Genomic DNA, 25,759 nt, shown 5'->3' with positions numbered 1-25,759 from the left:
TAATGATACTTAATAAACCCGACAACTCATCGATTTTAATGTTAAAATTGAATGATTGAATTTTGAAAAATCACTTCTTTCTAAAGTTATAAAATGAAAAGCATGCTGATTAATAAAAATAGCTTCTTATTTTTGCAGCATGATAGAAGATAAAAACCAACAAAGCACGCCATTAAGTAATTTAGGAGAGTTTGCACTTATTGAGCATTTAACCAAGAATTTTAAAATAAATCATAAATCGACCATTAAGAGTATTGGCGACGATGCCGCTGTTTTAAATTTTAAAGACAAAAAAGTGGTTGTTACCACCGATTTGCTGGTTGAAGGCGTGCATTTCGATTTAAGTTATATGCCACTTAAACATTTGGGTTATAAGGCTGTAATTGTTAATTTATCGGATGTGTATGCGATGAATGCAACGGCTACACAAATTACGGTGTCTGTTGCGGTTTCTAACCGTTTTCCTTTGGAAGCCCTTGAAGATTTGTATGCAGGCATTGAAACTGCTGCCAACATTTATAATATTGATGTTGTTGGTGGAGACACCACATCTTCTACAACCGGTTTGCTTATTTCGGTTACCGCCATTGGAGTCATTGAAGCTGACGCTGAAGTTTACAGAAGCGGAGCAAAACCAAACGATTTACTTGTGGTTTCCGGCGATTTAGGCGGTGCTTACATGGGCTTGCAAGTGCTTGAGCGCGAAAAAGAAGTGTATAAAGTTAACCCCAATAATCAACCCGATTTAGAGCCTTATTCCTATATTATTGAGCGTCAATTAAAGCCGGAAGCTAGAAAAGATATTGTTAAATTATTAAGCGATATGAAATTAAAACCCACCTCGATGATTGACATTAGCGATGGTTTATCTTCTGAAATTATTCATATTTGTAAAGCGAGTAAGGTAGGTTGCGATTTGTATGAAGAAAAAATTCCGTTAGACCCGCAGGTTATTTCTACTTGCGAAGAATTTAATATAGACAGCACTACGGTTGCGCTAAATGGTGGTGAAGATTACGAACTTTTATTTACGATTGCTCAAGAAGATTATCCTAAAATAAAGGCCAATCCTAATTTTTCAATAATTGGACATATCAAAGAAGAAAGCGCAGGTATGCATCTGGTAACCCGAGCAGAATCAAGAATACCAATCAAGGCACAAGGCTGGAAAAACTTTAATGCTTAAAAACCAGTAAGTCAGGATTAAGCTTTTTACGATTGGTTTTAGAAATACGTTTTTTGTGAATGTACTCTAAAACGCTATTAATCTCTCTGTATTTAGGCGTAAGGTGTGTTAAATTACCAGAACTGCTGGTTGTAAATTCTTTTTGGCAATATTTGCAGGCATATTCTTTAACATGATGGGTAACATCTCGAGATATATGTAAATCATGCCCAAACATCTTGCAATGCATGTTTTTCATAAAACTTTAACTATTAATCAATACTATTTTAGGGATAGACTTTAAATATATTAAAAAAACCGTTAAAGTTGTCGAGGCTCTTTTAATAAATCGACGAAGCGAATGATTTTTCCTTTAAACGTTGGGTTCTTGAGGCGTGTATGCGACTTAAAATAGTGTTTATCTCCCTGAATTTTGGGGTAAGCTCGATTAAATCTCCGTTGCTGTTGGTTGTTAACTCTTTTTTACAATGTTTGCAGGTGTACTCTTTTACGTGGTAGGTTACTTTTTTTGTTACTTGGTAATCGTGCCCAAAAAGGTTGCAGTACATTTTTGGGATAAAAGTAGGTTTGTTGGTAGTTTTTTTCATGGGACAAGCATTTGGGCAATAAACTTAAGTAAAAAAATCAATAATAACGATAAAACGATGTTAATTTTCGATGAAATACATAATACTGTGTAAGAAATCGTCTTTATTTTCGATATGGCACATGTGCCCGTCTGGAAATTCAACCACTTTTGCATTTGCTTTTTTAGCTTGTAATAGTAATGCGCTATGCTCTAAAACAGGGTCTTCTTTACTAATAATCATCATTGCTTTAAACTGTTTGCTGCTTAAAACGGCCTCTCTGTTCGGTCTTGTTTTCATGCCTTCTAATGCGGCAACAATACCCTGCAATGGCGTTTGCAAAGCTTCTGCAACGATTTGTTCTATGGCTTTGGCAAAAACGCTTCTGTTTTTTGGGCTGAATAAATTCTGGACAGCAATTCTAATAAACGTTTTATGGTTTTGTTTAACAGCGATTACGGCTCGATCTCTATTTTCTTTTTTCTCTTTTGAATCTGCTTCGGCGGTAGAATTCATTAAACATAAGCCCGTTACGGCATCTGGGTTTCTTTCCGCGAAAGCGAGTGCCACATAACCGCCCATAGAATGCCCAATAAATGTAGATTGTTTAATTTTTAAATGATTTAAAACGGCTTTAACAGCACTAGCCATAAGTTGCATGGAATGTATATACCCCAAACAACCTGTTTGCCCGTGGCCCAATAAATCGATGCGGATCACTCGGTTTTTTTGGGTTAATTCTGGCAGAAAAGGGTTCCACATGTTCGAGTTTTCTAAAAACCCGTGAAGCATAACAAGTGCTGGCCCTTTACCAGAATCTGTAAAAAAAACAGGAATCCCTTTGTGTTGTAAAATCATTTTTAAACTCTTTTGTGCAAAGATATGCAAGGAACAAATAAAACGAGGCTAACCTTTGTGTTTGGATTTGCATTATTTGCTGGTTTTTTGGGTTTGTTATTTAATTTAAAACAACTTATGCCGTTGGCCAATTTAAATTTGGGTTGGGTGCAACCCGCATTAATTACATTTTTTGTGTTAAATATTAAAACTTTTACGACTAAAGCCACATCCAATTAATTTTGATGTATGGCAGTTCAAGATATTTCAACCTATTCCTTTAAAGACATTTTTTCGTTAAGCGTAGTTCAATTTGAAAAAGCTTGTGTATTTAATAAACCCGAACAAATTGATGCTTATAATATCTATTGGATTAAACAAGGAAGAGGAGTTTATAATATCGATTTTGAAAGTTATGCCTTTAATGATAATGTGCTATTCTTTTTATCGCCGGGACAAGTATTTTCAGTTGAATCAGAAAAAATTAAAGAAGCTTACAAACTTAATTTTGTTCGCGATTTTTACTGCATCCAAGCGCACGATAAAGAAGTGGCCTGCAATGGTGTGCTTTTTAATAATATATACGAAACGCCATTTGTAAAACCTTCTAAAAGCGATACCAAAAAATTAAACTTCATTTTAGAAAGTTTAATTGATGAGTTTAAGAAAGAGGAAGCAACTGCGCAATACGATATGCTTCAGGCGTATTTAAAACAATTCATTATTCTTTCGGTACGCGTAAAAAAAGAGCATCATGTTATAAAAGACGATACTGAAACCAAGCTTTTTAAAGATTTTAGTTTACTGGTTGAGCAGAATTTTAAAACCCTACATTCTGTTACAGATTATGCAAATCGTTTGGGGATTTCGCCAAAATCGTTAACCAAAAATTTTCAAAAAACGGGTTCGCAAACACCAAGCAGTTTTATAAAAAACCGAATTGTTTTAGAGGCAAAACGCCAGTTAATTTACAGTAATCAATCTGTAAAACAAATCGCCTACGGTTTGGGTTTTAACGATGCGGCTTATTTTACCAGATTCTTTAAAAAAGCGACTGCAAAATCGCCACTTCAATTTAAAAAAGACTATTAACGTTATTGCGAATCTTGTTTTTTTTCAAACAAGATGTGGCAATCTGTTTCATAAAATGAGATTGCCATGTTTTCGACTGCGTTTCAGCATAGGCTCACTTTTTTCCTTTAAATGACATTTAAAAATTACCAATCCAATCATTAGGAACTTTTGTCCATTTTTTCACTTTACTATCCGTCGCATATTTGCATTGTAATTAAAAAGAAACAATTATGAATACAATAGAAAACACGCAATGCCCTAATTGCTGGGGCTATCAAGAATATGATGAGAATTATCCAGAACGCCAATTATGCGAATGTAAAAACACAAGTAAATAACAATAAAAAATTAACGAGATTCCCTCTTTCGAGGGAATGACAAATAAATAATTGAATATTATGAGCACAAGAATTGAAACATTAAACCCGGAAACAACAACAGGAAAATCAAAAGAATTATTTAACGCCGTACAAAACAAGTTAGGATTTATTCCAAACTTAATTAAAGTATTTGGCAACTCGCCTGCAACATTGCAAACCTATTTAAGTTTAGGCGAGTTAACTGCAAGTGGCAACTTTAGCAACAAATTTAGAGAACAATTAGCATTAGCAATTGCCGAAGAAAATGCTTGTAACTATTGCTTATCTGCACACACCGCCATTGGAAAAATGAATGGTTTAAGCATTGAAGAAACCGAGCAAAACAGACAAGCAATTGCCGCCGATGCAAAAACTCAAGCTGGTTTGCAATTTGCACAAAATGTAACAAAAAATAGAGGGCAAGTTTCAACTGAAGCTATAAAATCGGTAAAAGAAGCTGGCTATAACGACGCTGATATTTTAGAAATTGTGTTAAACGTAGTGGCCAATACTTTAACAAATTATGTAAACCACATTGCGGAAACTGAAGTGGATTTCCCTAGTGTTGAGGCTGGAAAATTTAAAGTAACTGCTAACTAACGTGAGTTCGATTTAAAATTTTTATAATTATATGCTTTAGTTTGTTGTTTTTTAGTTGTTTGTTATTTCGACAGAGTGAGGAACGAGCGACGATAAATCTCATTCAATAGAGATTCTTCCTCATTCTTGGTCTGAATGACATGGTTTTAACTTTGTAAATTTACAACCTACTGATTATGAGCTATAAATATGTCGAACTCACGTTAACTAATAATTAAAATATAGGGGCTTAAAAATTGTTAAGGATTTCAATTTGAATATTAAAGTTGAATTGAAAAACGTGAAGTCTGCGTTAGGGATTGAGGCATTTGTTGAAGCTCCCCGACGCAGGAGGGAGCGACTGCCGAAAGCCCGACCCCATTGGTCGCTGAGCGGAGTCGAAGTGCGGGGTAACGCCCAAATAAAAAAATAAACAGTAAAACCAAAATAGAATAAAAATGAAAACCATGAAAAATTTAATAGTAGGATTGTTTTTAGTAGCCTTTACATTAACTGCTACTGCGCAAGAAAAAATGACGAAAACCGATGCTGTAAAAACAGTATCGTTAGAGCAAACAAAAGGTGAGTTTACACAGAAGAAATTAACCCTAAAAGAGGGGACTTATATTTTTAAAGTATCAAATAACAATGCAGCTCCAGAAGTTGGTTTGGTTTTAATTGAAGCTGGTAAAGATGGCTCTAAACCTGAAAACCATATTGCAGATGCTTATGTCTTGCAAATGGTAAAGCATGGTAAAACTGAATCTACAAAAGCCGTAACGCTTAACAAAGGAACGTATAAATATTTCTGCCCTTTTAATAAAACACCAGAATATACATTAACGGTTAAGTAACGTAAGGTATTAAAAGTAGTTTTAAAATAAGCATGGTATTAATAAGCTTGTTGTTGAACGGCTTCTTAATACCATGCTTTGTAGTATAAAATTTATTGTATGTGTTTATTTGATGGAAGGCTTATGGCTAAAATAGGCACTAACTTTATTAAAACAAAACCAGGTTGGTTTATGGCATTAATTAACCTGAATAATAAAAAATACAACCCCCTAAAAAAAGAGCTAAAGCGTTTGCCTTTTGTAGGTTTAAAACTTTGCAAAAGACAGTATTTTTTTGTATTTTGTACCTAGAGCATATAACAGGCAAATAGCTTAAATAAAGCCGCTCAATTGTTTTTTAGGCACTTGTATGCCAAAGAAAAAAACATAGGTATTAAGAACAGGCTTTTAGACTTATATATTCATTATATTTGTATTTGTTTTACAAAAGTTGTGTAATTTTTTTACATTTTTAGTTATTCCATATCTTAATGCCATAGCGGTTTAAGTTATGGGATTTATAATAATTAGTCAATAATTTTTAAACCGAATAACATGAAACTACTAGAAAAAATATTGGTTCCAATTGATGTTAACATCGACTCGAAAGAGCAAATAGATACCGCAATAAAAATCGCGAATTTGGGTAATTCCGAAGTAATCATATTGCATGTGCTCCCAGAAGAAGGTCTAGATCCTGCCATTAGGCATGTGGTAACCGGCAACGTATCGGATGCGTTAAATGAAATACAAGAGCTGTTTAAAAAAGAAGGCTTAAAAGTAAGCAAACAAGTAATAGAGAACGGCAATGCTGTAAACCATATTCTTAAAATAGCCGACAAAGAAGCCGTAAATCTTATTCTTATGGGGTCGGGCAGTAAGGAAAAAAAAGAAGAATTTAAACGCGGCAGTACTACCGAAAAAGTAATGAGGCAATCCAATATACCTGTATGGGTTGTTAAATCTGATAAAACAAACAAGCTAGACCATATATTGTGTCCGGTAGATTTTTCTAAACACTCTGTTTATGCGCTTAACAATGCCATTTTACTGGCTAAGTTTTTTAATGCCAGTTTAACCATTTTAGGCGTTTATGAAAAGTTTTCCAGTTTATCGGTAAGGTTTAAGGATGAAGCCGAAAAGGAAAACGCCAAAAGGCTAAAGGATATTGAAACCGAATTAGATACATTTATTAAAGATTTCGATCTGCAAGATGTAAACTATAGCATAAAAATTAAAGACGGATTGGCCCACGAGCAAATATTGCGAACCATTAAAGAAGACAATTATGATTTGTTAATTATGGGGACACACGGCAGATCCGGTTTAAATAGATTTGTTATGGGTAGCGTAACAGAGAAAGTTACCCGCAAAGTACCCTGCTCTTTTATAACAACCAGAACAGCAGATATTTTAGATTTAAAATACGACAATGAAGTAAAAGAAATTGAAGACTATTTTAAGCAAGCCAATACCTTGGTTAAAAGTGGCTCTTACCAAGAAGCTATTGCCAAATATTTAATTTGCTTGGAAATTAACAGTATGCATATTCCTTCAATGTACAAGCTGGCCCATGTTTTTAAAATTCTAGACAATAAAGAAAAGGCTAAATATTATTCCCGTATGGCAAAAAATATATTGACCAGGATCTGGGATGACACAATCGAGCAGAAAATTACAAAGCACTATACTGCTTAAATTTAGGCTTTTACATGGCTTGCCTTTAGCTGCTTCAAATAACCGTAAAACGAGGTTTTATAAAAAGGCAAAATAAAAGTAGTTTGTTATTCTGGGCGCAGTCGAGTAATCTATGTATCAGTTATATTAGATATTTCGACTGCGACCAATATCACTCTATAAATTACTTTTCAGACCGTCACATCTTTTTAAACCATAAAGTGCAAACTGCTCACAAAATGGTTTTGTACAAAACCATTTTGTTTGAAAAGCCCGATGTTTTACGCTTACTTAAAAAAACAAGATAATGCCAAAAACCCGTTTTGCCAACGTGTTTTAATTTGCTTTTTAGTTTTTTACCCTTTTAATGGCCGTAAACGCTTTGTCAACATATTGATCTTCTACCAATATGGTAAACTCGTTTGTTGTAGAAAGCACCTCGTAAAGCACAACACCTTCCCAGGCTAATCGTTTAAAAAAATGATAATACAGTCCGGCAACTTTCGAGTTGTCTTGCGGCAGGTTTATGGTTATTGCCGTTAAGTTGTCTTGTACCGCAAGAAAGGTTTCGTGCTTTAAATGTGTGGTAATATAATCTTTTAAACTGCTTGAAATAATCATATTGCTTTCGTGGATGCCTCGGGTAAAGGTGTAAAACAGTTTAGACTCATCATCTATTTTCTCCAGTACTTTAGCGTGATTGTGTATTAGGCTGTTCGAGTTTTTTACTGTAAAATCGGTTAAATTAGAGCGCACCGTTATATCGCCAAGGTGCTGCAGCATACGTTTCATTTTTACCGAATTCGATAAGGTTACGGGCGGGTTGTAACGCCTTAACGCCATCATAATAGCACCGGGTTTTACATCTTTTTTTAGCATATCGCTAATGGGTTTGGTTAGCTCAATGGCTAAGGCGCTAAAATTTATAATGTTTCTGGATAAAGCCTCTTCTAAATAAGGTTGCGAAATCAAAATATCTTCAACGCAGTTAGATACCGTTTTCATGTAATAGTTTTTGCTTTTGTGATTGTAATAACATAAAAATAGGTGAGTTCGATATAATTGTAGTTCATAATCAGTAGGTTGTAAATTTACAAAGTTAAAACTATGTCATTCAGACGAAGAATGAGGAAGAATCTCTATTGAATGAGATTTCTCGTCGCTCTTTCCTCGCTCTGTCGAAATGACAAACAACTAAAAAACAACAAACTAAAGTATATAATTATAAAAATTTTAAATCGAACTCACGTTAAAAATCAAAAGTTTTTTAAAATTAAATATAAAGTCCTTGATGCGTATGTTAATTATATAACAATATGTGCAAATGTAAACAATTTTTTCAGAAAATATCTTTATTGAAAAAAGGAGTTATAATTTTACACCCTAAAATCATTACAATGAAAGTATTAAAGTTTGGCGGTACCTCGGTAGGTTCGGTAGAAAACATTATTAACGTTAAAAATATAATTAACGATGGCAATAAAAAAATAGTGGTGTTATCTGCCATGTCTGGAACCACAAACGAGTTGGTTGCCATTTCAAATTGTATAAAAGGTAAAAACACGAGCGAGGCCGAAGATAAAATTTATAAACTTCATAAAACTTATAAACAAACCATTGATGCGCTTTTATCAAATAAAACGCTAAACAATGAAGCCAAAAAATATGTTTCGGATATTTTTGGACAATTAATTGATTCAACTTACAAAACATTTTCAAACAAATTAGAAAATACCATTTTGGCGCAAGGCGAATTGCTTTCAACCTTTATGTTCAATTGTTTTTTAAAGCAAGAAGGTATTCGTTCTGCTTTGTTGCCCGCTTTGGGCTTTATGCGAACAGATAGCTCGAGAGAGCCCCATTTGTCTTACATAAAAACACATTTAGATACTGCTTTCAATACCACCGAAACCGCAGATATTTATATAACCCAAGGCTTTATTTGTTTAGATGCCGAAGGCGACATATCAAATTTGCAACGTGGCGGTAGCGATTACACAGCCACTATTATTGGGGCTGTAATTAAAGCTGAGGAAGTGCAGATATGGACCGATATAGACGGTATGCACAACAACGACCCAAGGTATGTTGAAAACACTAAACCTATCTCAAACCTGTCTTTCGATGAGGCTGCAGAATTGGCTTATTTTGGTGCTAAAATATTGCACCCGCAAACTGTTACGCCAGTACGTGCACTTGGTATTCCTGTGCGTTTAAAAAACACAATGAACCCATCTGCTCCCGGCACTTTAATATCTAATGAAACCTCAGAAAAAGGTATAAAAGCCATGGCTGCAAAAGATAACATTACGGCCATAAAGATTAAATCTGTGCGCATGCTTCAGGCTTATGGTTTTTTAAAGAAGGTTTTCGAGGTTTTCGAGGTTTTCGAAACATCCATAGACATGATTACAACCTCTGAGGTCGCTGTGTCGCTAACTATTGATGACGATAGAAATTTAGATAAAATTGTAGCAGAGCTGGAACAATGTGCACTAATTGAAGTTGATAAAAACCAAAGTATTATATGCTTAGTTGGGCATGAAATTGTAAATCACCAGCAAACCTACAAGCTATTCGAAATTTTAAAAGATGTAAAAATCAGGATGATTTCTTATGGCGGAAGCAAAAACAACATTTCGTTATTAATTAACTCTAACGATAAAATAAAAACACTGCAAAAGTTAAATCGTTATTTATTTGATTTAAATACTCTATAAATTTGCCTAATATTTGGTTTGACACACCATGGTAAAACATCTAGTGTTTACTTTTAATGTTTTACCATGGTGCACCATGTGCCGTTAAAAGCTCAATCTTCTATTAAGCCTCTGGTTTTATTGGTTCATTAGCTCTTCGATTTCATCGGCTTCAATAGGAATGTTGCGCATTAAATTAATGGGTTCGCCGGTTTCTTGAATAACTACATCGTCTTCCAATCGAATGCCAAAGCCTTCATCCGGAATGTAAATCCCTGGCTCAACCGTAAAAACCATTTGGGCTTGCATGGGTTCTGTTAAAATGCCGTAATCGTGCGTATCTAGCCCCATGTGGTGGCTGGTACCGTGCATAAAATATTTTTTGTAAGCGGGCCAATTGGGGTCTTCGTTTTTTACATCGGCCTTATCAAGCAAGCCTAAGCCCAATAATTCGCTGGTCATTAATTTACCAACTTCAACATGGTAATCTGCCCAAATAGCACCAGGAACAAGCATTTTAGTCGCTTCATTTTTTACGCGATTAACAGCGTTATAAACGGCTTTTTGTCTTTCAGAAAATGTACCCGAAACCGGAATGGTTCGCGTCATGTCGCTGGCATAGTTAGCATATTCTGCGCCAACATCCAATAAAATTAAATCGCCTGCCTTACAGGGTTGGTTATTTTCAATATAATGCAATACATTGGCATTGTTACCAGAAGCGATTATGGGCGTGTATGCAAAACCTTTAGAGCGGTTATTTAAAAACTCGTGCATAAATTCGGCCTCAATATTGTACTCCCAAACATTGGGTTTTACAAAGTTTAAAATACGACGGAAACCCTTTTCGGTAATGTTGCAGGCTTGTTGTATTAAATCTATTTCTATGGGGTCTTTAATCGATCGCAAGCGTTGTAAAATAGGATTGCTTTTGGCAACCGCGTGCGCAGGGTATTTGTTTTTTAGCCATTTGGTAAACCTGTCTTCCCGGGTCTCGGTTTCAACATTAGCACGGTAATGCTCGTTGGTGTTAATGTAAACGGTGTCGCATTGGGTCATGATTTCAAACATGATTTTCTCCATGTCCTGCAGCCAATACACGGTTTTTATTCCGCTGGTTTCCAAGGCTTTTTCTTTGCTTAGTTTTTCGCCTTCCCAAACCGCAATATGCTCGTTGGTTTCTTTTAAAAAAAGAATTTCACGATGGCTTTCTTTAGGGCAGTCGGGGAATAATACCAAAATACTTTCCTCTTGATCTACACCGCTTAGATAAAAAATATCACGATGTTGCTGAAAAGGCATGGTGCTGTCTGCGCCAATGGGATAGATGTCGTTAGAGTTAAAAACAGCCAAACTATTGGGCTTCATACATGCAGCGAAATTTTTTCTGTTTTTTATAAAGAGTTCTGTGTTAATGCGATGATATTTCATAATAACGATTAAATTAAGACGATAAATGTAATAATTATAAGTAAATCATTGGCTATAAATTGCTATATTTGGTAATCCCTATAGATTTTTTTAAAGCCATACAGAAACTTACAGCCTTTATTTTAAGGCCAAAACCTTTGGTTTTTAACTTTAACTTTAACATTAATAAACAAGATGATGAAGAAAACTACATTACTTATAGCCTTATTATTTTTAATAAGCGCCGGACATTTATGGGCACAAGAGATGCTTAGAGAAATACCTTTACAACAACAAATTGAAAATTCGAGCTTAGTGGTTGAAGGGAAAGTGATTGCTAAAAAATCTGTTTGGAATGCAGAGCGCAATAACATATACACTATAAATACTGTTGAAGTATATAAAGTTTTTAAAGGAGAGCAACCAAAAACCATTGAGGTTATTACAAGAGGCGGAAAGGTAGGGGATACAGAACAGGTTGTAATACCGGGTTTAAAATTAAATGTTAATGACACAGGTGTGTTTACATTGCATGAAAGAGCGGTTACGGAAAATATTCTTGGAAAATCATCAATAAAAAAATATAGGGTTTATAGTTCTCTACAGGGGTTTTATAAATATGACTTAGCTAATAACGTAGCTTTAAATCCTTTTCGTTCAAAAAAAGATGTTTCAAAAGGGTTTTATAATGAAATAATGAAATACACAAAAACGAAATACATGGAGATTTCAGGCTTTAATATTCAAGATCTTATTTCTAAACCCAATACGCAAGCAAAGGTTTTTTCTCCTCCAATGGGCATAGCTTTTTCTCCGAGCTCCATAACAGCGGGAACGCAGTCGGTACTTACTATTACCGGATCTGGCTTTGGTACAACAAAAGGAAAAGTTGGTTTTAGAGATGCCGACACAGGCGGTACCGTGTCGCAATCAGATAGCACCCCTAAGTATATTGATGCTTTAGATAGTCAAGTAACATGGTCCGACACTCAAATTACTGTTGAAGTTCCTGCTGGAGCAGGAACGGGAGACATAAGAGTTACCCACGATGATAATTCTACGGGCGTTTCATCAGCCGAATTAACCATAACATACGCTTTAATAAACTCTGATGACGGATTGGGTACGCAGCACTTTTCAGCAAATAATACTGGAAATATGACATGGCAGCTCAACACAGATTTTGATGCCAATACCGCAGCAAAAACAGCTTTTTTAAGAGCCTTTGAAACTTGGCGTTGCGAAACTAAAATTAATTGGATAATTGGTGCTAACACCCCGGTTAGCAGTAGTGAGATAGATGGAATTAGTCTTGTAACATTTGATACTGCTGCAAACCCGCTACCAGATGGACTTTTAGGGAGGTGTACCTATGTAATAAACACCTGTAGCCCAAGAACAGTGCGTGATTTAATTAGTGAGGCTGATATTGTTTTTGATAATGATACCCCTTGGTATTTTGGTAGCGACCCTAATGGTGTTGGTTTTGACTGGGATTTTGAGAGTACAGCACTCCATGAGTTGGGGCACGCCCACCAATTAGGGCATGTTATAGATCCCAACGCGGTAATGCATTATAATTTTCCACGTGGCTTAACATTAAGGGATTTAAGCACCAACGACATAAATGCAGCAACAGTAATTCAAGGTTTTAATACAGGTGCAGCACTGTGTAATACAACAGCAATGAGCAATTATACAGGCTCTTGTAATTTAAGTGTTGAAGAAGATGAGCTATACAATGCCATTAGTTTATATCCCAACCCTGCAAAAAATCAATTTCATATCAATAAGGCATCGTATGTTAATTTGCAAAAAGCCGTTATTTATGATATTAGCGGACGATTGATTTCAGAACACGATCTTGCAAATGCTTCAAACACGAAAACCATTAAAATGCATGCTGCTTCAAAAGGTGTTTATTTTGTAAATATCCATTCAGATTTAGCAGTAATTACTAAAAAAATTGTGTTAGAATAAAATACGTTATTACATTTAAGAAATAACAAAAAAACTAGCAAATGCTAGTTTTTTTGTTATTTTTGATAAAAAATTTAATAAATTATGAATAAAACTACGCTGATAAGCATTGTTTTCACAATGTTTTTTTTTCTATCCTACACGCCCAAATTACAAGCTCAAGGCGCTTTAGTTGAAATGCCTTTAAATGATCAAATTGAAAACACCCAATTAATTGTTGAAGGTAAAGTTATAGCTCAAAAATCATTTTGGAATACCGATTACACAAATATTTTCACGAGCAACACAATCGAAGTCTATAAAGTGTTTAAAGGCGAAGCACCCAGTCAAATAGAACTCATTACCAAAGGTGGTTGGGTAGGAGGTATGGGAGAAACTGTTACACCTAGTTTGCAGGTAAAACCAGGAGAAACAGGTGTTTTTTTTCTATATGATTCTAAAACGCAACTAATAAACAACAATAGCGCTTTAAAAAAATACAACCCTTATAGCGGAGCACAAGCATTTTACAAATACAACACACAATCAAACACGGTAAATAATGTTTTTAAATCGTTTCAAGGCATTGAGGATAGTTTTTACACTGCCATTACGTTAAAAACCAAAACCAATTATAAGGAATTAGCAAGCAAAAGTTTTAAGCCCAAAGCAAACTCAACAGGTAAAGTAAAAGGACCCACCATTGAAATTACTGGTGTATCTCCTTCAACCATTACGGCAGGAACATATTCCGTTTTAACAATTACTGGAAACGATTTTGGAGCAAATATGGGTAAAGTATATTTTCAAGATGCCAATTCAGTATCTGGTCAAATTACTGCATTAGATACTCAAATAGTAAGCTGGACGAATACTGAAGTGCAAGTACAAGTGCCCGGAGATGCAGGAACAGGTTCCATCCAGGTAGAAGATGCAGAACCAATACCGAATAAATCCAACTTTAGTGGGCTAGCATTTATTACTGTGCCGTATGCTCAAATAACGATTATAAGTGGAGGTTCTGAATATCAAACACAACATGTAGATACTAATGGTTTAGGAGGTTATACATGGCAAATGAATACTGATTTTGATGCCAATGCTGCCGCAAAAGCATCCTTTTTAAGAGCCTTTGATACTTGGAGGTGCGAAACAGGTGTAAACTGGGATATTGGCGCAACAACCATGATAAACTCCCAACAAAGGGATGGCACAAACATTATACGATTTGATGTAGGAAACGAACTTGAAGCCAATACTTTAGGTGTTTGTTATACCTATCCATCAACCTGTTCGAGCACCGGAACCACTTATGTGATAGTAGAAGAATTGGATATTGTCTTTAACGATGATACAAATTGGGAGTACGGAACAAAACCGGCTGTGAGTCCAAAAACAGATTTTGAATCTGTGGCCGTACACGAGTTAGGTCATGGACATCAATTGGGCCATGTTATAAATTCTAATGCTATTATGCACCGCTCAATAGGTGCTGGCCAAAACAATAGAACATTGAGTGGTGATGATATTGATGGCGGGAACAATGTACAAAGCAGAAGTATATCGATCGATGCCGGTTGCAGCAGTACTTTAATGACCAACCACTCTTGTTCTTTGAGTATAGAAGAAGATGAGCTATACAATGCCATTAGTTTATATCCCAACCCTGCAAAAAATCAATTTCATATCAATAAGGCATCGTATGTTAATTTGCAAAAAGCCGTTATTTATGATATTAGCGGACGATTGATTTCAGAACACGATCTTTCAAATGCTTCAAACACGAAAACCATTAAAATGCATGCTGCTTCAAAAGGTGTTTATTTTGTAAATATCCATTCAGATTTAGCAGTAATTACTAAAAAAATTGTGTTAGATTAAGTTAAGCTTGTAAAATAAGATGAAAGCCTGTGAAGTAAAATTTACAGGCTTTTTTTTATCTCCACCCGTCAGAATTTTTCAATGGAATGTAAATAAAAACGGTTAAATTTTGCCACAACAATTAGAATAGTTAATTTTCATAACCATAAAAACCAATCAACATGCGCATTATAAAAAAGTTTACTTTTTGCTTCATTTTATGTTTCTATATTGGCTATACTCAACAGCCATCAACATCATCAAAAGTTTTAGAAAAAGCGATTCAACAAAAGCAGGCCTCAACCCAAAATTCATTGGTTAAAAATGTGCCATTTAAAAATATAGGCCCAACCATAATGAGCGGCAGGGTTGTAGATTTGGATGTAAATCCAGAAAATCCCATAGAATTTTATGTAGGTTATGCTTCTGGTGGCGTTTGGCATACAACCAATAACGGCTCTACATTTGAACCGATTTTAGATACTTCAAGCACTCAAAACGTCGGCGATATTGCGGTAGATTGGAAAACCAAAACCGTTTGGGTTGGCACCGGTGAGAATAACGCATCGCGCTCAAGTTATGCGGGAATAGGTATTTTAAAATCTTCCGATAACGGGAAAACCTGGACTCATGTTGGGTTGCCAGATTCCCATCACATTGGCAGGATTCTTATTAACCCCAATAATGCCGATGAGGTTGTTGTAGGTGTTACGGGACATTTATATTCTCCAAATAAGGAGCGAGGCATTTATAAAACCACCGATGGCGGTAAAACTTGGGAACAAAAACTATTTGTTGACGATGTAAGTGGTATTATCGATGTGCAGCACGCCCCAAACAACTACAACATTATGTTTGCTTCATCGTGGACAAAAGATAGAAAAGCCTGGAATTTTAATGGAAGCGGGAACCAATCCGCAATTTATAAAAGTACCGACGCCGGAAATACTTGGGTTAAAATAACGACTTCAGAAAGCGGGTTTCCTACGGGCGATGGCGTTGGCAGAATTGGTTTGGCAGTGTTTAACGAAAACATTATTTACGCCTTGCACGACAGTCAATTCAGAAGGGCTTCAGAAAGTAAAAACGACAAAAAAAACGGTTTAACCAAAGAAGATTTTAAAACCATGACCGTTACAACTTTCTTAAATATTGAAGACAAAAAGCTTAACGAGTTTTTAAAAACCAATGGATTTCAAGAAAAATACCGTGCCGAAAACGTAAAACAATTGGTAAGAAGCGGCAGCGTGAAGCCTATTGATTTGGCTAAATATCTTGAAGACGCCAATTCACTCCTTTTCGATACACCAGTAATTGGCGTCGAAGTTTACAAAAGCACCAATGGCGGAAAAACATGGCAAAAAACACACGAAAATTACATAGACGATTTGTATTATAGTTACGGGTATTATTTTGGGGAAATACGAGTAGATCCGCAAAACAAAGACGGTATTTATATTATGGGCGTACCCATTTTAAAATCTAAGGATGGCGGAAAAACATTTGTAAATATAAATAAGGAAAATGTGCATGTCGATCATCAAGCACTTTGGGTAAACCCAAAAAAACAAGGGCATTTAATAGATGGAAACGATGGTGGACTAAACATTAGTTACGATGATGGCGAAAGTTGGGAGAAACTAAACGTAACCTCCGTTGGGCAATTTTACGCTATAAATATCGATAACGAAACACCGTACAACGTTTACGGTGGTTTGCAGGATAACGGTGTTTGGGTTGGGGCCCATAATGCAAAAATCGATAAACAGTGGCAGCAAGAAGGCAAACACCCATGGCAAAGACTTATGGGCGGCGACGGCATGCACATTCAAATAGACAACAGAAACTCCAATGTGGTTTACACAGGCTATCAATTCGGGAATTATTTTAGAATCAACAGAAAAACTGGCGAGCAAAAATACATTCAACCAAAGCATAAATTAGGCGAAAAGCCCTATCGTTTTAATTGGCAAACCCCTATTTTATTATCGCCGCACAATCAAGATATTTTGTATTTGGGCGGCAATAAATTAATGCGATCCATGAATCAAGGTGATGATTGGACAGCCGTTAGCAACGATTTGACAAACGGCGGAAAGCCCGGAAATGTTGCCTATGGCACCTTAACAAGTATTAGCGAATCGCCTTTTCAATTCGGATTGATTTACACCGGAAGCGACGACGGGTTAATTCATATCACTAAAAACGGGGGTGGAAGTTGGGAGCATATTTCAAACAACCTGCCAAAAGATTTATGGGTATCGCGCATTATAGCATCGCAACATAAAAAAGAGCGTGTTTACGTAACTTTAAACGGTTACCGTTGGGACGACTTTTTGGTGTATGTTTACTGTAGCGATGATTATGGAAAAACATGGAAAAACATAAGTTCAAACATACCGCTATCTCCGGTAAACGTAATTAGAGAAGATCCTAAAAACCAAAACATTTTGTACTTAGGAACAGATAACGGTGCTTACATATCGTTCAATAAAGGCGAAACATGGGAAGCTTTTAGCAACACATTGCCAGCAGTTGCCGTGCACGATATTGTGGTGCAGCCAAAGGCGAACCATTTGCTTTTAGGCACTCACGGAAGAGGTATTTACAAAACCAATATTGCGCACTTTCAAACCATGGATGCATCAAAAATGAATCAATCCAGTGTGCTTTTTGATGTTGACGACATTAAACATTCAATACGTTGGGGAAGCGCCTATAGCGCATGGTCCAAGGTTTTTGAACCCTCAATCGATATTAAATTTTATACCAATAATGCCGGTGTTCAAACCATTAAAATCTTATCTGAAAACCAGTCTGAATTACATCAAATTAAAGTGAAAGCAGATAAAGGATTTAATGTAGCGCAATACGATTTAACCATTTCTGAAAAAGCTAAAAATATGCTGATGAAAGAAAATACAAGTATAAAAATACACAAAGCCGAAAACGGTAAATATTACTTGCCAAAAGGTATGTATGGCATTCAAATAAGATCGGAAAAAACAAAACTCGCCATTAATTAAATAGTTAGATTAAAACGATTCTAAATAGCAAAAACATAACATTTGTAATTTGTCTATAACTCCATGCATAACTACCTTTGTAAAACTATAAATTAACTTTAAAATAATGAGCGGATTTTTTAAATCTTCGATAGGAAGAAAAGTAGCCATGGCGCTTTCTGCGTTTTTCCTTATGTTTTTTTTGCTTCAACATTTAGCTATTAATTTTTTATCTGTTTTTAGCGCAGATCTATTCAATGAGGTATCCCATTTTATGGGAACAAACCCATTGGTGCAATTCGCATTACAACCGGTTTTGATTTTTGGCGTGGTGTTCCATTTTATTATGGGGTTTGTATTAGAAATTAAAAACAAAAAAGCCCAGGGCATTGCCTATGCAAAAAACAACGGAGCTGCAAATTCTACTTGGATGAGCAGGAACATGATTTGGAGCGGTATTGCTATTTTGGCATTTATAGTTTTGCATTTTATAGATTTTTGGTTTCCAGAGATTAACACCAAATTTATACAAGGCGATTGGTCTGGCACTATGCAAGGCGTAGAAGGTTTTCGTTATCACGAAGAGCTTACACATAAATTTCACAACCCTATAAGAACCCTGGCTTATGTTATTGCATTTATATTTTTAATACTGCATTTATGGCATGGTTTTACATCGGCTTTTCAATCTATGGGAGCTTCAACTATTCGTAAAAAACGCTTACAAACTATTGGTAAAGTATATTCAATAGCAATACCATTAGGATTTATTTTTATTGCACTTTATCATCATCTTAAATACCTATTATCATAGATATGGCAACACTAGATTCAAAAGTACCTCAAGGTCCAATAAAAGATAAATGGACAGATTATAAAAATCATATCGATTTAGTAAATCCAGCCAATAAACGTCATATCGATGTAATTGTTGTTGGCACAGGTTTGGCCGGCGGATCGGCAGCTGCAACCTTGGCCGAATTAGGCTATAACGTAAAAGCCTTCGCTTATCAAGATTCTCCAAGGCGTGCACACTCTATTGCCGCTCAAGGCGGAATTAATGCCGCAAAGAATTATCAAGGCGATGGCGATTCAACATACAGATTGTTTTACGATACCGTAAAAGGTGGCGATTATCGTTCGCGTGAAGCGAATGTGTATCGTTTGGCCGAAGTATCTGCCAATATCATCGATCAATGCGTAGCCCAGGGCGTACCCTTTGCTCGTGATTATGGCGGACTTTTAGATAACCGATCGTTTGGTGGTGTTTTAGTATCGCGAACGTTTTATGCAAAAGGACAAACAGGACAGCAATTATTATTAGGCGCATATTCGGCCATGAACCGGCAAATAGCTCGTGGTAAAATTGAGATGTTTAACCGCCACGAAATGCTCGACGTTGTTATTGTTGACGGAAAAGCGCGAGGTATTATAGCCCGTAATTTAATAACAGGTGAAATTGAAAGACACTCCGCTCACGCTGTTGTAGTGGGGTCCGGTGGCTACGGCAATGTATATTTCCTTTCAACAAACGCAATGGGCTCCAACGCCACGGCGGCATGGAAAATACATAAAAAAGGTGCGTTTTTTGCCAACCCTTGCTTTACCCAAATCCATCCAACGTGCATCCCGCGCTCGGGCGACTATCAGTCTAAATTAACTTTAATGTCTGAATCCTTGCGTAACGATGGCCGCATTTGGGTGCCAAAACACAAAGAAGATGTTATGGCCATTCGCGAAGGCCGAAAAAAACCAACCGATTTATCTGAAGACCAACGCGATTATTACCTAGAGCGTCGCTATCCTGCATTCGGTAATTTGGTGCCTCGAGACGTAGCTTCTCGAGCCGCAAAAGAACGTTGCGATGCCGGTTATGGTGTAAATGCCACAGGTGAAGCTGTGTATTTGGATTTTGCCGCGGCCATTGAACGCTACGGAAAAGAGCAGGCTAAAATTCATAATATCTTAAACCCTACAAAAGAAAAAATAACACAACTAGGAGAGGCTATCGTTGAAGCCAAATACGGAAACTTATTCCAAATGTACGAGAAAATCGTAGATCAAAACCCGTACAAAACACCAATGATGATTTACCCCGCAGTACATTACACAATGGGTGGCGTTTGGGTAGATTATAATTTAATGACTACCATCCCAGGCTGTTACTGCATAGGAGAGGCCAATTTCTCAGACCACGGAGCCAACCGCCTAGGAGCCTCGGCTTTAATGCAAGGATTAGCCGATGGTTATTTTGTGCTGCCCTATACAATAGGGGATTATTTGGCCGACGATATTCGAACCGGAAAAATACCAACCAACACCAAAGAGTTTGACGAAGCCGAAAAGGAGGTAACCGATAGAATAAACTTTTTTGTAAACAATAAAGGCAGTAAATCTGTAGATTATTTCCACAAAAAATTAGGAAAAGTAATGTGGGACAAAGCAGGTATGTCAAGAAACGCAACAGGCTTAAAAGAAGCCATGGCTGAAATTAAAGCTATTCGAGAAGAGTTCTGGAAAGAAGTTTCAGTTCCCGGAAAAGCAAACGAGATGAACCCAGAACTTGAAAAAGCTGGTCGAGTTGCAGACTTTTTAGAACTTGGCGAACTCTTTGCAAAAGATGCATTAATGCGCGAGGAATCTTGTGGCGGGCACTTTAGGGAAGAGTCTGCTGAAGAATCCGGGCCACAAAAAGGCGAAGCCAAACGCGACGATAAAAACTTTGCTTTTGTAGCCGCTTGGGAATATAAAGGCGAACCCGCAAATGCGGTTTTGCATAAAGAAGAATTGGAATTTAAAGATATTGAATTGAAGCAGCGTAGTTATAAATAGTTATTAGGTTGTAAAGTTATTAAGCTGTGAATAATTTTAAATCGTTTTAAGAATTGCAATGTTGGAAACAAGCAAGGAATTTAAGATTATTTGTTACAAAAGATATTATAACCAAACTACCTAATTCTGAAAATTTTCACTTATTGGCCAAATAAAACGCTCTTCGCGTTCGGTTGGAAATGATGTAGCTGAAGGATATGGAAGATTTCACTTTCAAGAGAATATTCAGTTTTGTAGAATTGCTAGAGGATCATTATTTGAAACTTTAGATCACGGAATTATAGCTTTTGATGAAGGCTAAATTTCGGAAGAAAATTTAAACAAATTAAGAAATATACAAAGTAAAATACTTTTAATTTTGAATGGATACATTAAGTACCTAAAGAATTAAAAGTTAAAATAAAGTGAGTAAGTTAGTAAGGGTTCAGTTAGAAATAACTAAATAACCAATAACTAAATAACAACGCAATAACTTAAAAACAATGAATCTTACGTTAAAAATTTGGCGTCAAAAAGACGCAAACGACAAAGGCAAGATGGTCGATTATAAAGTGGCTGATATTTCAGAGCACATGTCTTTTTTAGAAATGATGGATGTTTTGAACGAGCAATTGGTAAACTCTGGCGAAGAACCCATAGCGTTCGATCACGATTGTCGTGAAGGTATCTGTGGCATGTGCTCCATGTATATAAACGGTGAGGCCCACGGCCCAGACAGAGGCATTACAACCTGCCAGTTACACATGCGTATGTTTAAAGATGGCGACACCATTACCATAGAACCGTTTAGAGCAGCAGCATTTCCTGTAATAAAAGATTTGGTTGTAGATAGGACTTCGTTTGAGCGCATCCAACAAGCTGGAGGCTATATTTCTGTAAACACCTCTGGCAATACCCAAGATGCAAACTCCATCCCTATTTCCAAACATGCTGCCGATCAAGCCATGGATGCAGCAACCTGTATTGGTTGCGGAGCCTGTGTTGCAACCTGTAAAAATTCGTCCGCAATGCTATTTGTAGGCGCCAAAGTTAGTCAATATGCATTATTGCCTCAAGGTCAAGTTGAAGCTGCCGATCGTGTTAAAAACATGGTGGCCCAAATGGATTTAGAAGGTTTTGGAAACTGTACCAATACCGGTGCCTGCGAAATTGAATGCCCAAAAGGGATTTCGTTAGATAATATTGCACGCATGAATAGGGAGTTAATCAAGGCTAGCATTTAAACCACAACATTAAATTTATCATAGGCCCAAACATAATACGGTTTGGGTTTTTTAAGTGTTTAACTTATCGTAATATTGCAATATTACGATGATATGTGCTTTATTTCAAACATTCAAATTTAAATGGCTTTTTAAAAATAAGCTTTCAATTGAATCGTTCCTGTATGAACGGTTTTACTGGTTTCTGTTTTTCTGCCAAAGTAGTTTAAATTCAAATCTAAAAAATCAGTTAGTTTTTTTTGCGCCAATAAACTCCAAGTAAAGTTTTTTCCGGGTTGTAAACCTTCTAACATTTGATACGAAACAGGTGTATTTGCACTACCATTAAAAGCATTCGAAAAATAATTAAACTCACCATTTATAGCATTTTTTCCTTGGTTTGAAAAAGCAAAAGATACGCCATATTTTTGCTGTTTTAAGGTTTCAAAACCACCAATGGTATTTTCCTTTTTTTTGTACTGATAAATAATATCGAAACTGGAATTATCATTAAATAAATAAGAGATTTTAGGATTGAAAAGCGCTTCATCAAAATTGTAATTCTTGCTGGTAAAGTTTTCGCTGGTGCTTTCATTTTTATCAAATGCCGTTTGAAAAGACAGCAACCAACTTTCTTCAATTTTATGATTAAAATTAAACTGATGGCTTTTCAGGCTATTTTCAATAAAACCGATGGATAAAATATTTCTAGATTGATTGGACAAATATGTGTACCATGTGGTGTAACGCTGTTTTCCGCGATTAAAAAACAATACGTTTCTAAAGTTTAACTGTAAACCCAATTGGTTCTCCGCATCGTTTTCAAAAGGATTCAGGTTAAAACTATTGCCATCTCGCTTAATTTTTCTATCAATTAAATAACTGGTTTGATTGTAAAAATGCGACCAAAATTTCCTAGACTTATTCTTGCTAACCGACCACTGCGACGGATTAACAGTTACCGTTTGGCTCAACCTGTTTTGATGTGTTTTTAAATAAATTCGGTTGGGCAATAATACCCGAATGTATTTGCCTTGGTCTTGAAATTGCGCCAATTCAAACTCTTCTAATTCTTGAATACCGTTGGCATTATAATCAATCCAAGTGTAGGCGCCTTGTCCAGCTTCAACTTCCACATAAGTAAAATCTTGTTGTGGCAAGGTGCCCGAATTGGTTTCAAAAACAGTATTCCATAACACGGCTTGTTTAAAAAGTTTTTGGTTGAATTGCAATCGGGAGTTTATAGATTGCTCGTTGCTTGTGCTGAGCGAGGTCGAAGCATCAATAGTGCCGTCTTCATTCTTAAGCGTTCTGTAATTGGCAAAAAACGACAAATTGGTGTTGCTGTTTTGTATGAGTTTAGAATCTAAATAAAAGGTATTGGATGTATTTACTTTTTGCAATGCGTTATTTCTGATGCTGTCGTTTACTCTATTTTTATATCCAAATTCTGCAAAAACTTTGGTGCTATCGCCAACACCAACAAACACCCCGTACGATTTGAATTTCTGGCTTAAAGGTGTTAAAATTTGTGTAGCATTATCTTTTTGTTCATTATTTTCAATCGCTAATTTTGTGCCCATCCAACTTTTTTTCATACTGTAAATTATGCTATTGTACGACCTTAAAAAAGTAGATGAACTTGTGTTGGATTGCGCCTTTAAGAAGCTAGAATTGGAATTGATTATGAATTTATTAAGCAACAGATTAATGTTGGCAACATGCCGGTTCCCGTTAAAATTTTCAGAGAATTCCAGATGTTCAAACTGATAGTTTATAATGCCTTTTTTGGGATGAATGAGTTGCAGCCCCGTTTTTGTAAATTGCTGATTGCCCAAAGGGTTTTCAATATTCCAATCCCTAGAAAATTCAGCATTGTACAAACGCTCAATGGTTTTGTAGTTTTTTTGAATATAATCGCCATCAATAAAAGCGTTTAAACTCCAAAGGCTGTCTTTTTTAATGATATTTTGGGTAATCTTTAGTTTGCCGGCAAATCCGTCGTTATCACCATCGTTCAAATTGGAAAAAAGGTTTAAATCCTTTTTGCTACCGGCAGCCTCAAAATGAATAGCAGTTTTTTTTGTGGGATTATAGCTTCCGTTAACCACTGCTATTTGAAGTTTGGTGGGCGCAACCAATTGAATAATAGGCGCGTAATTACCTTGATTAACACCAATATATTTATAAATATTATTGATGGCGTTAATGCTGCTTAAAATATAATTGCCGTTGTTTTCGCCAACTTGTGTAAAGGTAACCCGATACAGCTCGTCGTCCGGATTGTTAGAAAACACAAAAGCTTCAACACCGCCAATAATTTCTTTTTTATAAAGGATTCTATTTTCGTTTAAAGCCTCTAAAACCTCTGATGGCGCAACCATTTGCACGCTATCATCACCGGCATTTGCCAGAATTTCAACTTGTTTGGTCGATAGATTTTGTTGCAAAGGCTGATTTTTGGCATCGTTTTCAGAATATACCGAAACACCAAGTTTGAGTTTGTCGCTTTCAAAACGGCCGCCACCAAAAGCCACCAAACGCGAGTAATTACGCTCGCTTACTTGGTAATCTGCCGTAATGCGCATTTCGGAAGTAATGGGAAATGTGGAGTTGAAAATGATTTCGCCGGCGTTATAATCGATAATATAATCCTGGTTTTCACCACGTTTTGCGGCGACACCGTTTACGTAAACCGTTTCGCTGCCCGATACTATAAGCACAAACAATTCTCCATTTTGCCCTTGTAATTTATACGGCCCTTGGTTGCCTTCTTGTGCTTTAAATTCGCTTCTTGTAAATTGCCCGCGCACAAAAGCTCCGGCTGCAAAAAATTTGGTTTGCGCTGCTTCGCTACCCAATTTTACATTAATATTTAATCCCTGTACCCGCTTTGAAAAACTAGCAAAATAAGAATCGGTGTTTACCAAATCGATATCGCCTGCACGAATGTTCCAGCGGTCGCTAAACAGCTCTATAAACACCTGGTCAAACTCATCCAAACGCTGCGAATATCCGCTTTCTTGTAGTGGAATATTTGCATCTTGAATAGAGGCTCGTAGCGACACTTTTTCGTTAAGCTTTCCTGTAATTTGTAAATCGAGCTCGCTTTTTAAAACTGAGTTTTGGTTGTTGCCAATGGTAACACCACGGGAAATGCTTCCAGCCGTTGTTAAGCCATCAAAAGGAATAAAATTTTTAGAGGCGTTGGGTTGCGATAATTTGTATAATGTTTGGGCGTTACTGTTGTTTTCAACAATAATATTATCGTCTAATTGTTTATAGGTTTTGGTTAAAAAATCCGGGAACTTTAAATAATTAATAACGATGGAATCTGTTTCAATAGGCCTTTTTAAGGTTAAAATAGCTTTTGCAAAATTTACTGAGTAATAAGTAGAATCGATTATCGAGTTGTCTTTCCTTTTAATTGAAAACAAATTGGGGTTAATACTTACGCTATCAATTCTAATGGTATCTTTTACAGCAACTTTTTTAGTTTTGTAATTAGAGTTTTGGTCTTGGGAAAATCCGTAAAAACCAATCAAAATAATAAAAATGCATGTAAAAAACTTCATCAGATACTTAAACTGCAATACGTTTAAAATATTTTGTTAATAGCTTCGTTAAAACTCCTTAAACAAATAATAGTGTAAATGTAACGCATTATTTATTTTAGCTGAA

19 protein-coding genes are annotated in these 25,759 nt (G+C 36.1%); 13 read left to right on the top strand and 6 right to left on the bottom strand.

The features are described from left to right. Positions 1 to 139: 139 nt before the first annotated feature. Entirely contained in the window at positions 140 to 1,186 is a 1,047-nt protein-coding gene (gene thiL / locus ACFSQS_RS13395) for a thiamine-phosphate kinase (protein WP_388019891.1), read from the top strand. On the opposite strand, the gene ACFSQS_RS13390 is transcribed toward thiL, so the two are convergent. From ACFSQS_RS13390 to ACFSQS_RS13380, 3 genes are all read right to left on the bottom strand, one after another. Beyond that, a complete protein-coding gene (locus ACFSQS_RS13390; protein WP_388019888.1) occupies positions 1,176 to 1,415 on the bottom strand; it encodes a hypothetical protein in 240 nt (79 codons plus the stop codon). The two genes, thiL and ACFSQS_RS13390, sit on opposite strands and share 11 nt — an antisense overlap. A gap of 91 nt (positions 1,416 to 1,506) precedes the next feature. Beyond that, positions 1,507 to 1,773: a hypothetical protein gene (locus ACFSQS_RS13385; protein WP_388019885.1), complete on the bottom strand. Its 267-nt coding sequence runs from the start codon at positions 1,771 to 1,773 to the stop codon at positions 1,507 to 1,509. Positions 1,774 to 1,833: 60 nt separating this feature from the next. After that, positions 1,834 to 2,610 carry an alpha/beta fold hydrolase gene (locus ACFSQS_RS13380; RefSeq protein ID WP_388019882.1) on the bottom strand — a complete coding sequence of 259 codons (777 nt, stop codon included), beginning with the start codon at positions 2,608 to 2,610 and terminating at the stop codon, positions 1,834 to 1,836. Positions 2,611 to 2,838: 228 nt separating this feature from the next. Between ACFSQS_RS13380 and ACFSQS_RS13375 the strand changes: the two genes are divergently transcribed. From ACFSQS_RS13375 to ACFSQS_RS13360, 4 genes are all read left to right on the top strand, one after another. Continuing rightward, entirely contained in the window at positions 2,839 to 3,681 is an 843-nt protein-coding gene (locus tag ACFSQS_RS13375) for a helix-turn-helix domain-containing protein (RefSeq protein ID WP_388019879.1), read from the top strand. 380 nt (positions 3,682 to 4,061) lie between these two features. Next, entirely contained in the window at positions 4,062 to 4,622 is a 561-nt protein-coding gene (locus ACFSQS_RS13370) for a carboxymuconolactone decarboxylase family protein (protein WP_388019876.1), read from the top strand. A 446-nt stretch (positions 4,623 to 5,068) separates the two neighbouring features. Beyond that, positions 5,069 to 5,455, top strand: coding sequence for a cupredoxin domain-containing protein (locus ACFSQS_RS13365; RefSeq protein WP_388019873.1), 387 nt, complete (start codon positions 5,069 to 5,071; stop codon positions 5,453 to 5,455). Between the two features lie 534 nt (positions 5,456 to 5,989). Next, positions 5,990 to 7,132, top strand: coding sequence for a universal stress protein (locus ACFSQS_RS13360; RefSeq protein WP_388019870.1), 1,143 nt, complete (start codon positions 5,990 to 5,992; stop codon positions 7,130 to 7,132). A 327-nt stretch (positions 7,133 to 7,459) separates the two neighbouring features. On the opposite strand, the gene ACFSQS_RS13355 is transcribed toward ACFSQS_RS13360, so the two are convergent. Then, complete coding sequence (locus ACFSQS_RS13355; RefSeq protein WP_388019867.1) at positions 7,460 to 8,116, bottom strand: hypothetical protein; 657 nt, start codon at positions 8,114 to 8,116, stop codon at positions 7,460 to 7,462. A 392-nt stretch (positions 8,117 to 8,508) separates the two neighbouring features. Between ACFSQS_RS13355 and ACFSQS_RS13350 the strand changes: the two genes are divergently transcribed. Then, positions 8,509 to 9,831: an aspartate kinase gene (locus tag ACFSQS_RS13350; RefSeq protein ID WP_388019864.1), complete on the top strand. Its 1,323-nt coding sequence runs from the start codon at positions 8,509 to 8,511 to the stop codon at positions 9,829 to 9,831. Between the two features lie 117 nt (positions 9,832 to 9,948). Here ACFSQS_RS13350 and ACFSQS_RS13345 read toward each other — a convergent pair whose 3' ends face one another. Next, entirely contained in the window at positions 9,949 to 11,241 is a 1,293-nt protein-coding gene (locus tag ACFSQS_RS13345; RefSeq protein ID WP_388019861.1) for an aminopeptidase P N-terminal domain-containing protein, read from the bottom strand. Between the two features lie 174 nt (positions 11,242 to 11,415). On the opposite strand from ACFSQS_RS13345, the gene ACFSQS_RS13340 reads away from it, so the two are divergent. The 7 genes from ACFSQS_RS13340 (at position 11,416) to ACFSQS_RS13310 (ending at position 22,099) form a co-directional block, all read left to right on the top strand. Next, positions 11,416 to 13,200, top strand: coding sequence for a T9SS type A sorting domain-containing protein (locus ACFSQS_RS13340; protein ID WP_388019858.1), 1,785 nt, complete (start codon positions 11,416 to 11,418; stop codon positions 13,198 to 13,200). Between the two features lie 84 nt (positions 13,201 to 13,284). Continuing rightward, positions 13,285 to 15,060 carry a T9SS type A sorting domain-containing protein gene (locus ACFSQS_RS13335; protein ID WP_388019855.1) on the top strand — a complete coding sequence of 592 codons (1,776 nt, stop codon included), beginning with the start codon at positions 13,285 to 13,287 and terminating at the stop codon, positions 15,058 to 15,060. A 161-nt stretch (positions 15,061 to 15,221) separates the two neighbouring features. Continuing rightward, a complete protein-coding gene (locus tag ACFSQS_RS13330; RefSeq protein WP_388019852.1) occupies positions 15,222 to 18,065 on the top strand; it encodes a VPS10 domain-containing protein in 2,844 nt (947 codons plus the stop codon). A 106-nt stretch (positions 18,066 to 18,171) separates the two neighbouring features. Next, positions 18,172 to 18,858: a succinate dehydrogenase cytochrome b subunit gene (locus ACFSQS_RS13325; protein WP_388019849.1), complete on the top strand. Its 687-nt coding sequence runs from the start codon at positions 18,172 to 18,174 to the stop codon at positions 18,856 to 18,858. Between the two features lie 2 nt (positions 18,859 to 18,860). Further along, positions 18,861 to 20,876, top strand: coding sequence for a fumarate reductase/succinate dehydrogenase flavoprotein subunit (locus tag ACFSQS_RS13320; RefSeq protein WP_388019846.1), 2,016 nt, complete (start codon positions 18,861 to 18,863; stop codon positions 20,874 to 20,876). A 142-nt stretch (positions 20,877 to 21,018) separates the two neighbouring features. Continuing rightward, complete coding sequence (locus ACFSQS_RS13315; RefSeq protein ID WP_388020176.1) at positions 21,019 to 21,177, top strand: four helix bundle protein; 159 nt, start codon at positions 21,019 to 21,021, stop codon at positions 21,175 to 21,177. 181 nt (positions 21,178 to 21,358) lie between these two features. Then, the gene (locus tag ACFSQS_RS13310) at positions 21,359 to 22,099 is read left to right on the top strand and encodes a succinate dehydrogenase/fumarate reductase iron-sulfur subunit (protein WP_388019843.1); all 741 of its coding nucleotides are present in this window, start codon (positions 21,359 to 21,361) and stop codon (positions 22,097 to 22,099) included. Between the two features lie 131 nt (positions 22,100 to 22,230). On the opposite strand, the gene ACFSQS_RS13305 is transcribed toward ACFSQS_RS13310, so the two are convergent. Continuing rightward, positions 22,231 to 25,653 carry a hypothetical protein gene (locus ACFSQS_RS13305; protein WP_388019840.1) on the bottom strand — a complete coding sequence of 1,141 codons (3,423 nt, stop codon included), beginning with the start codon at positions 25,651 to 25,653 and terminating at the stop codon, positions 22,231 to 22,233. Positions 25,654 to 25,759 lie beyond the last annotated feature (106 nt).

Source organism: Gelatiniphilus marinus, assembly GCF_042684345.1.
Lineage (GTDB): Bacteria > Bacteroidota > Bacteroidia > Flavobacteriales > Flavobacteriaceae > Gelatiniphilus > Gelatiniphilus marinus.
The sequence above is the reverse complement of the archived record's forward strand: the minus strand, read 5'-3'. Positions and strand labels throughout refer to the sequence as shown.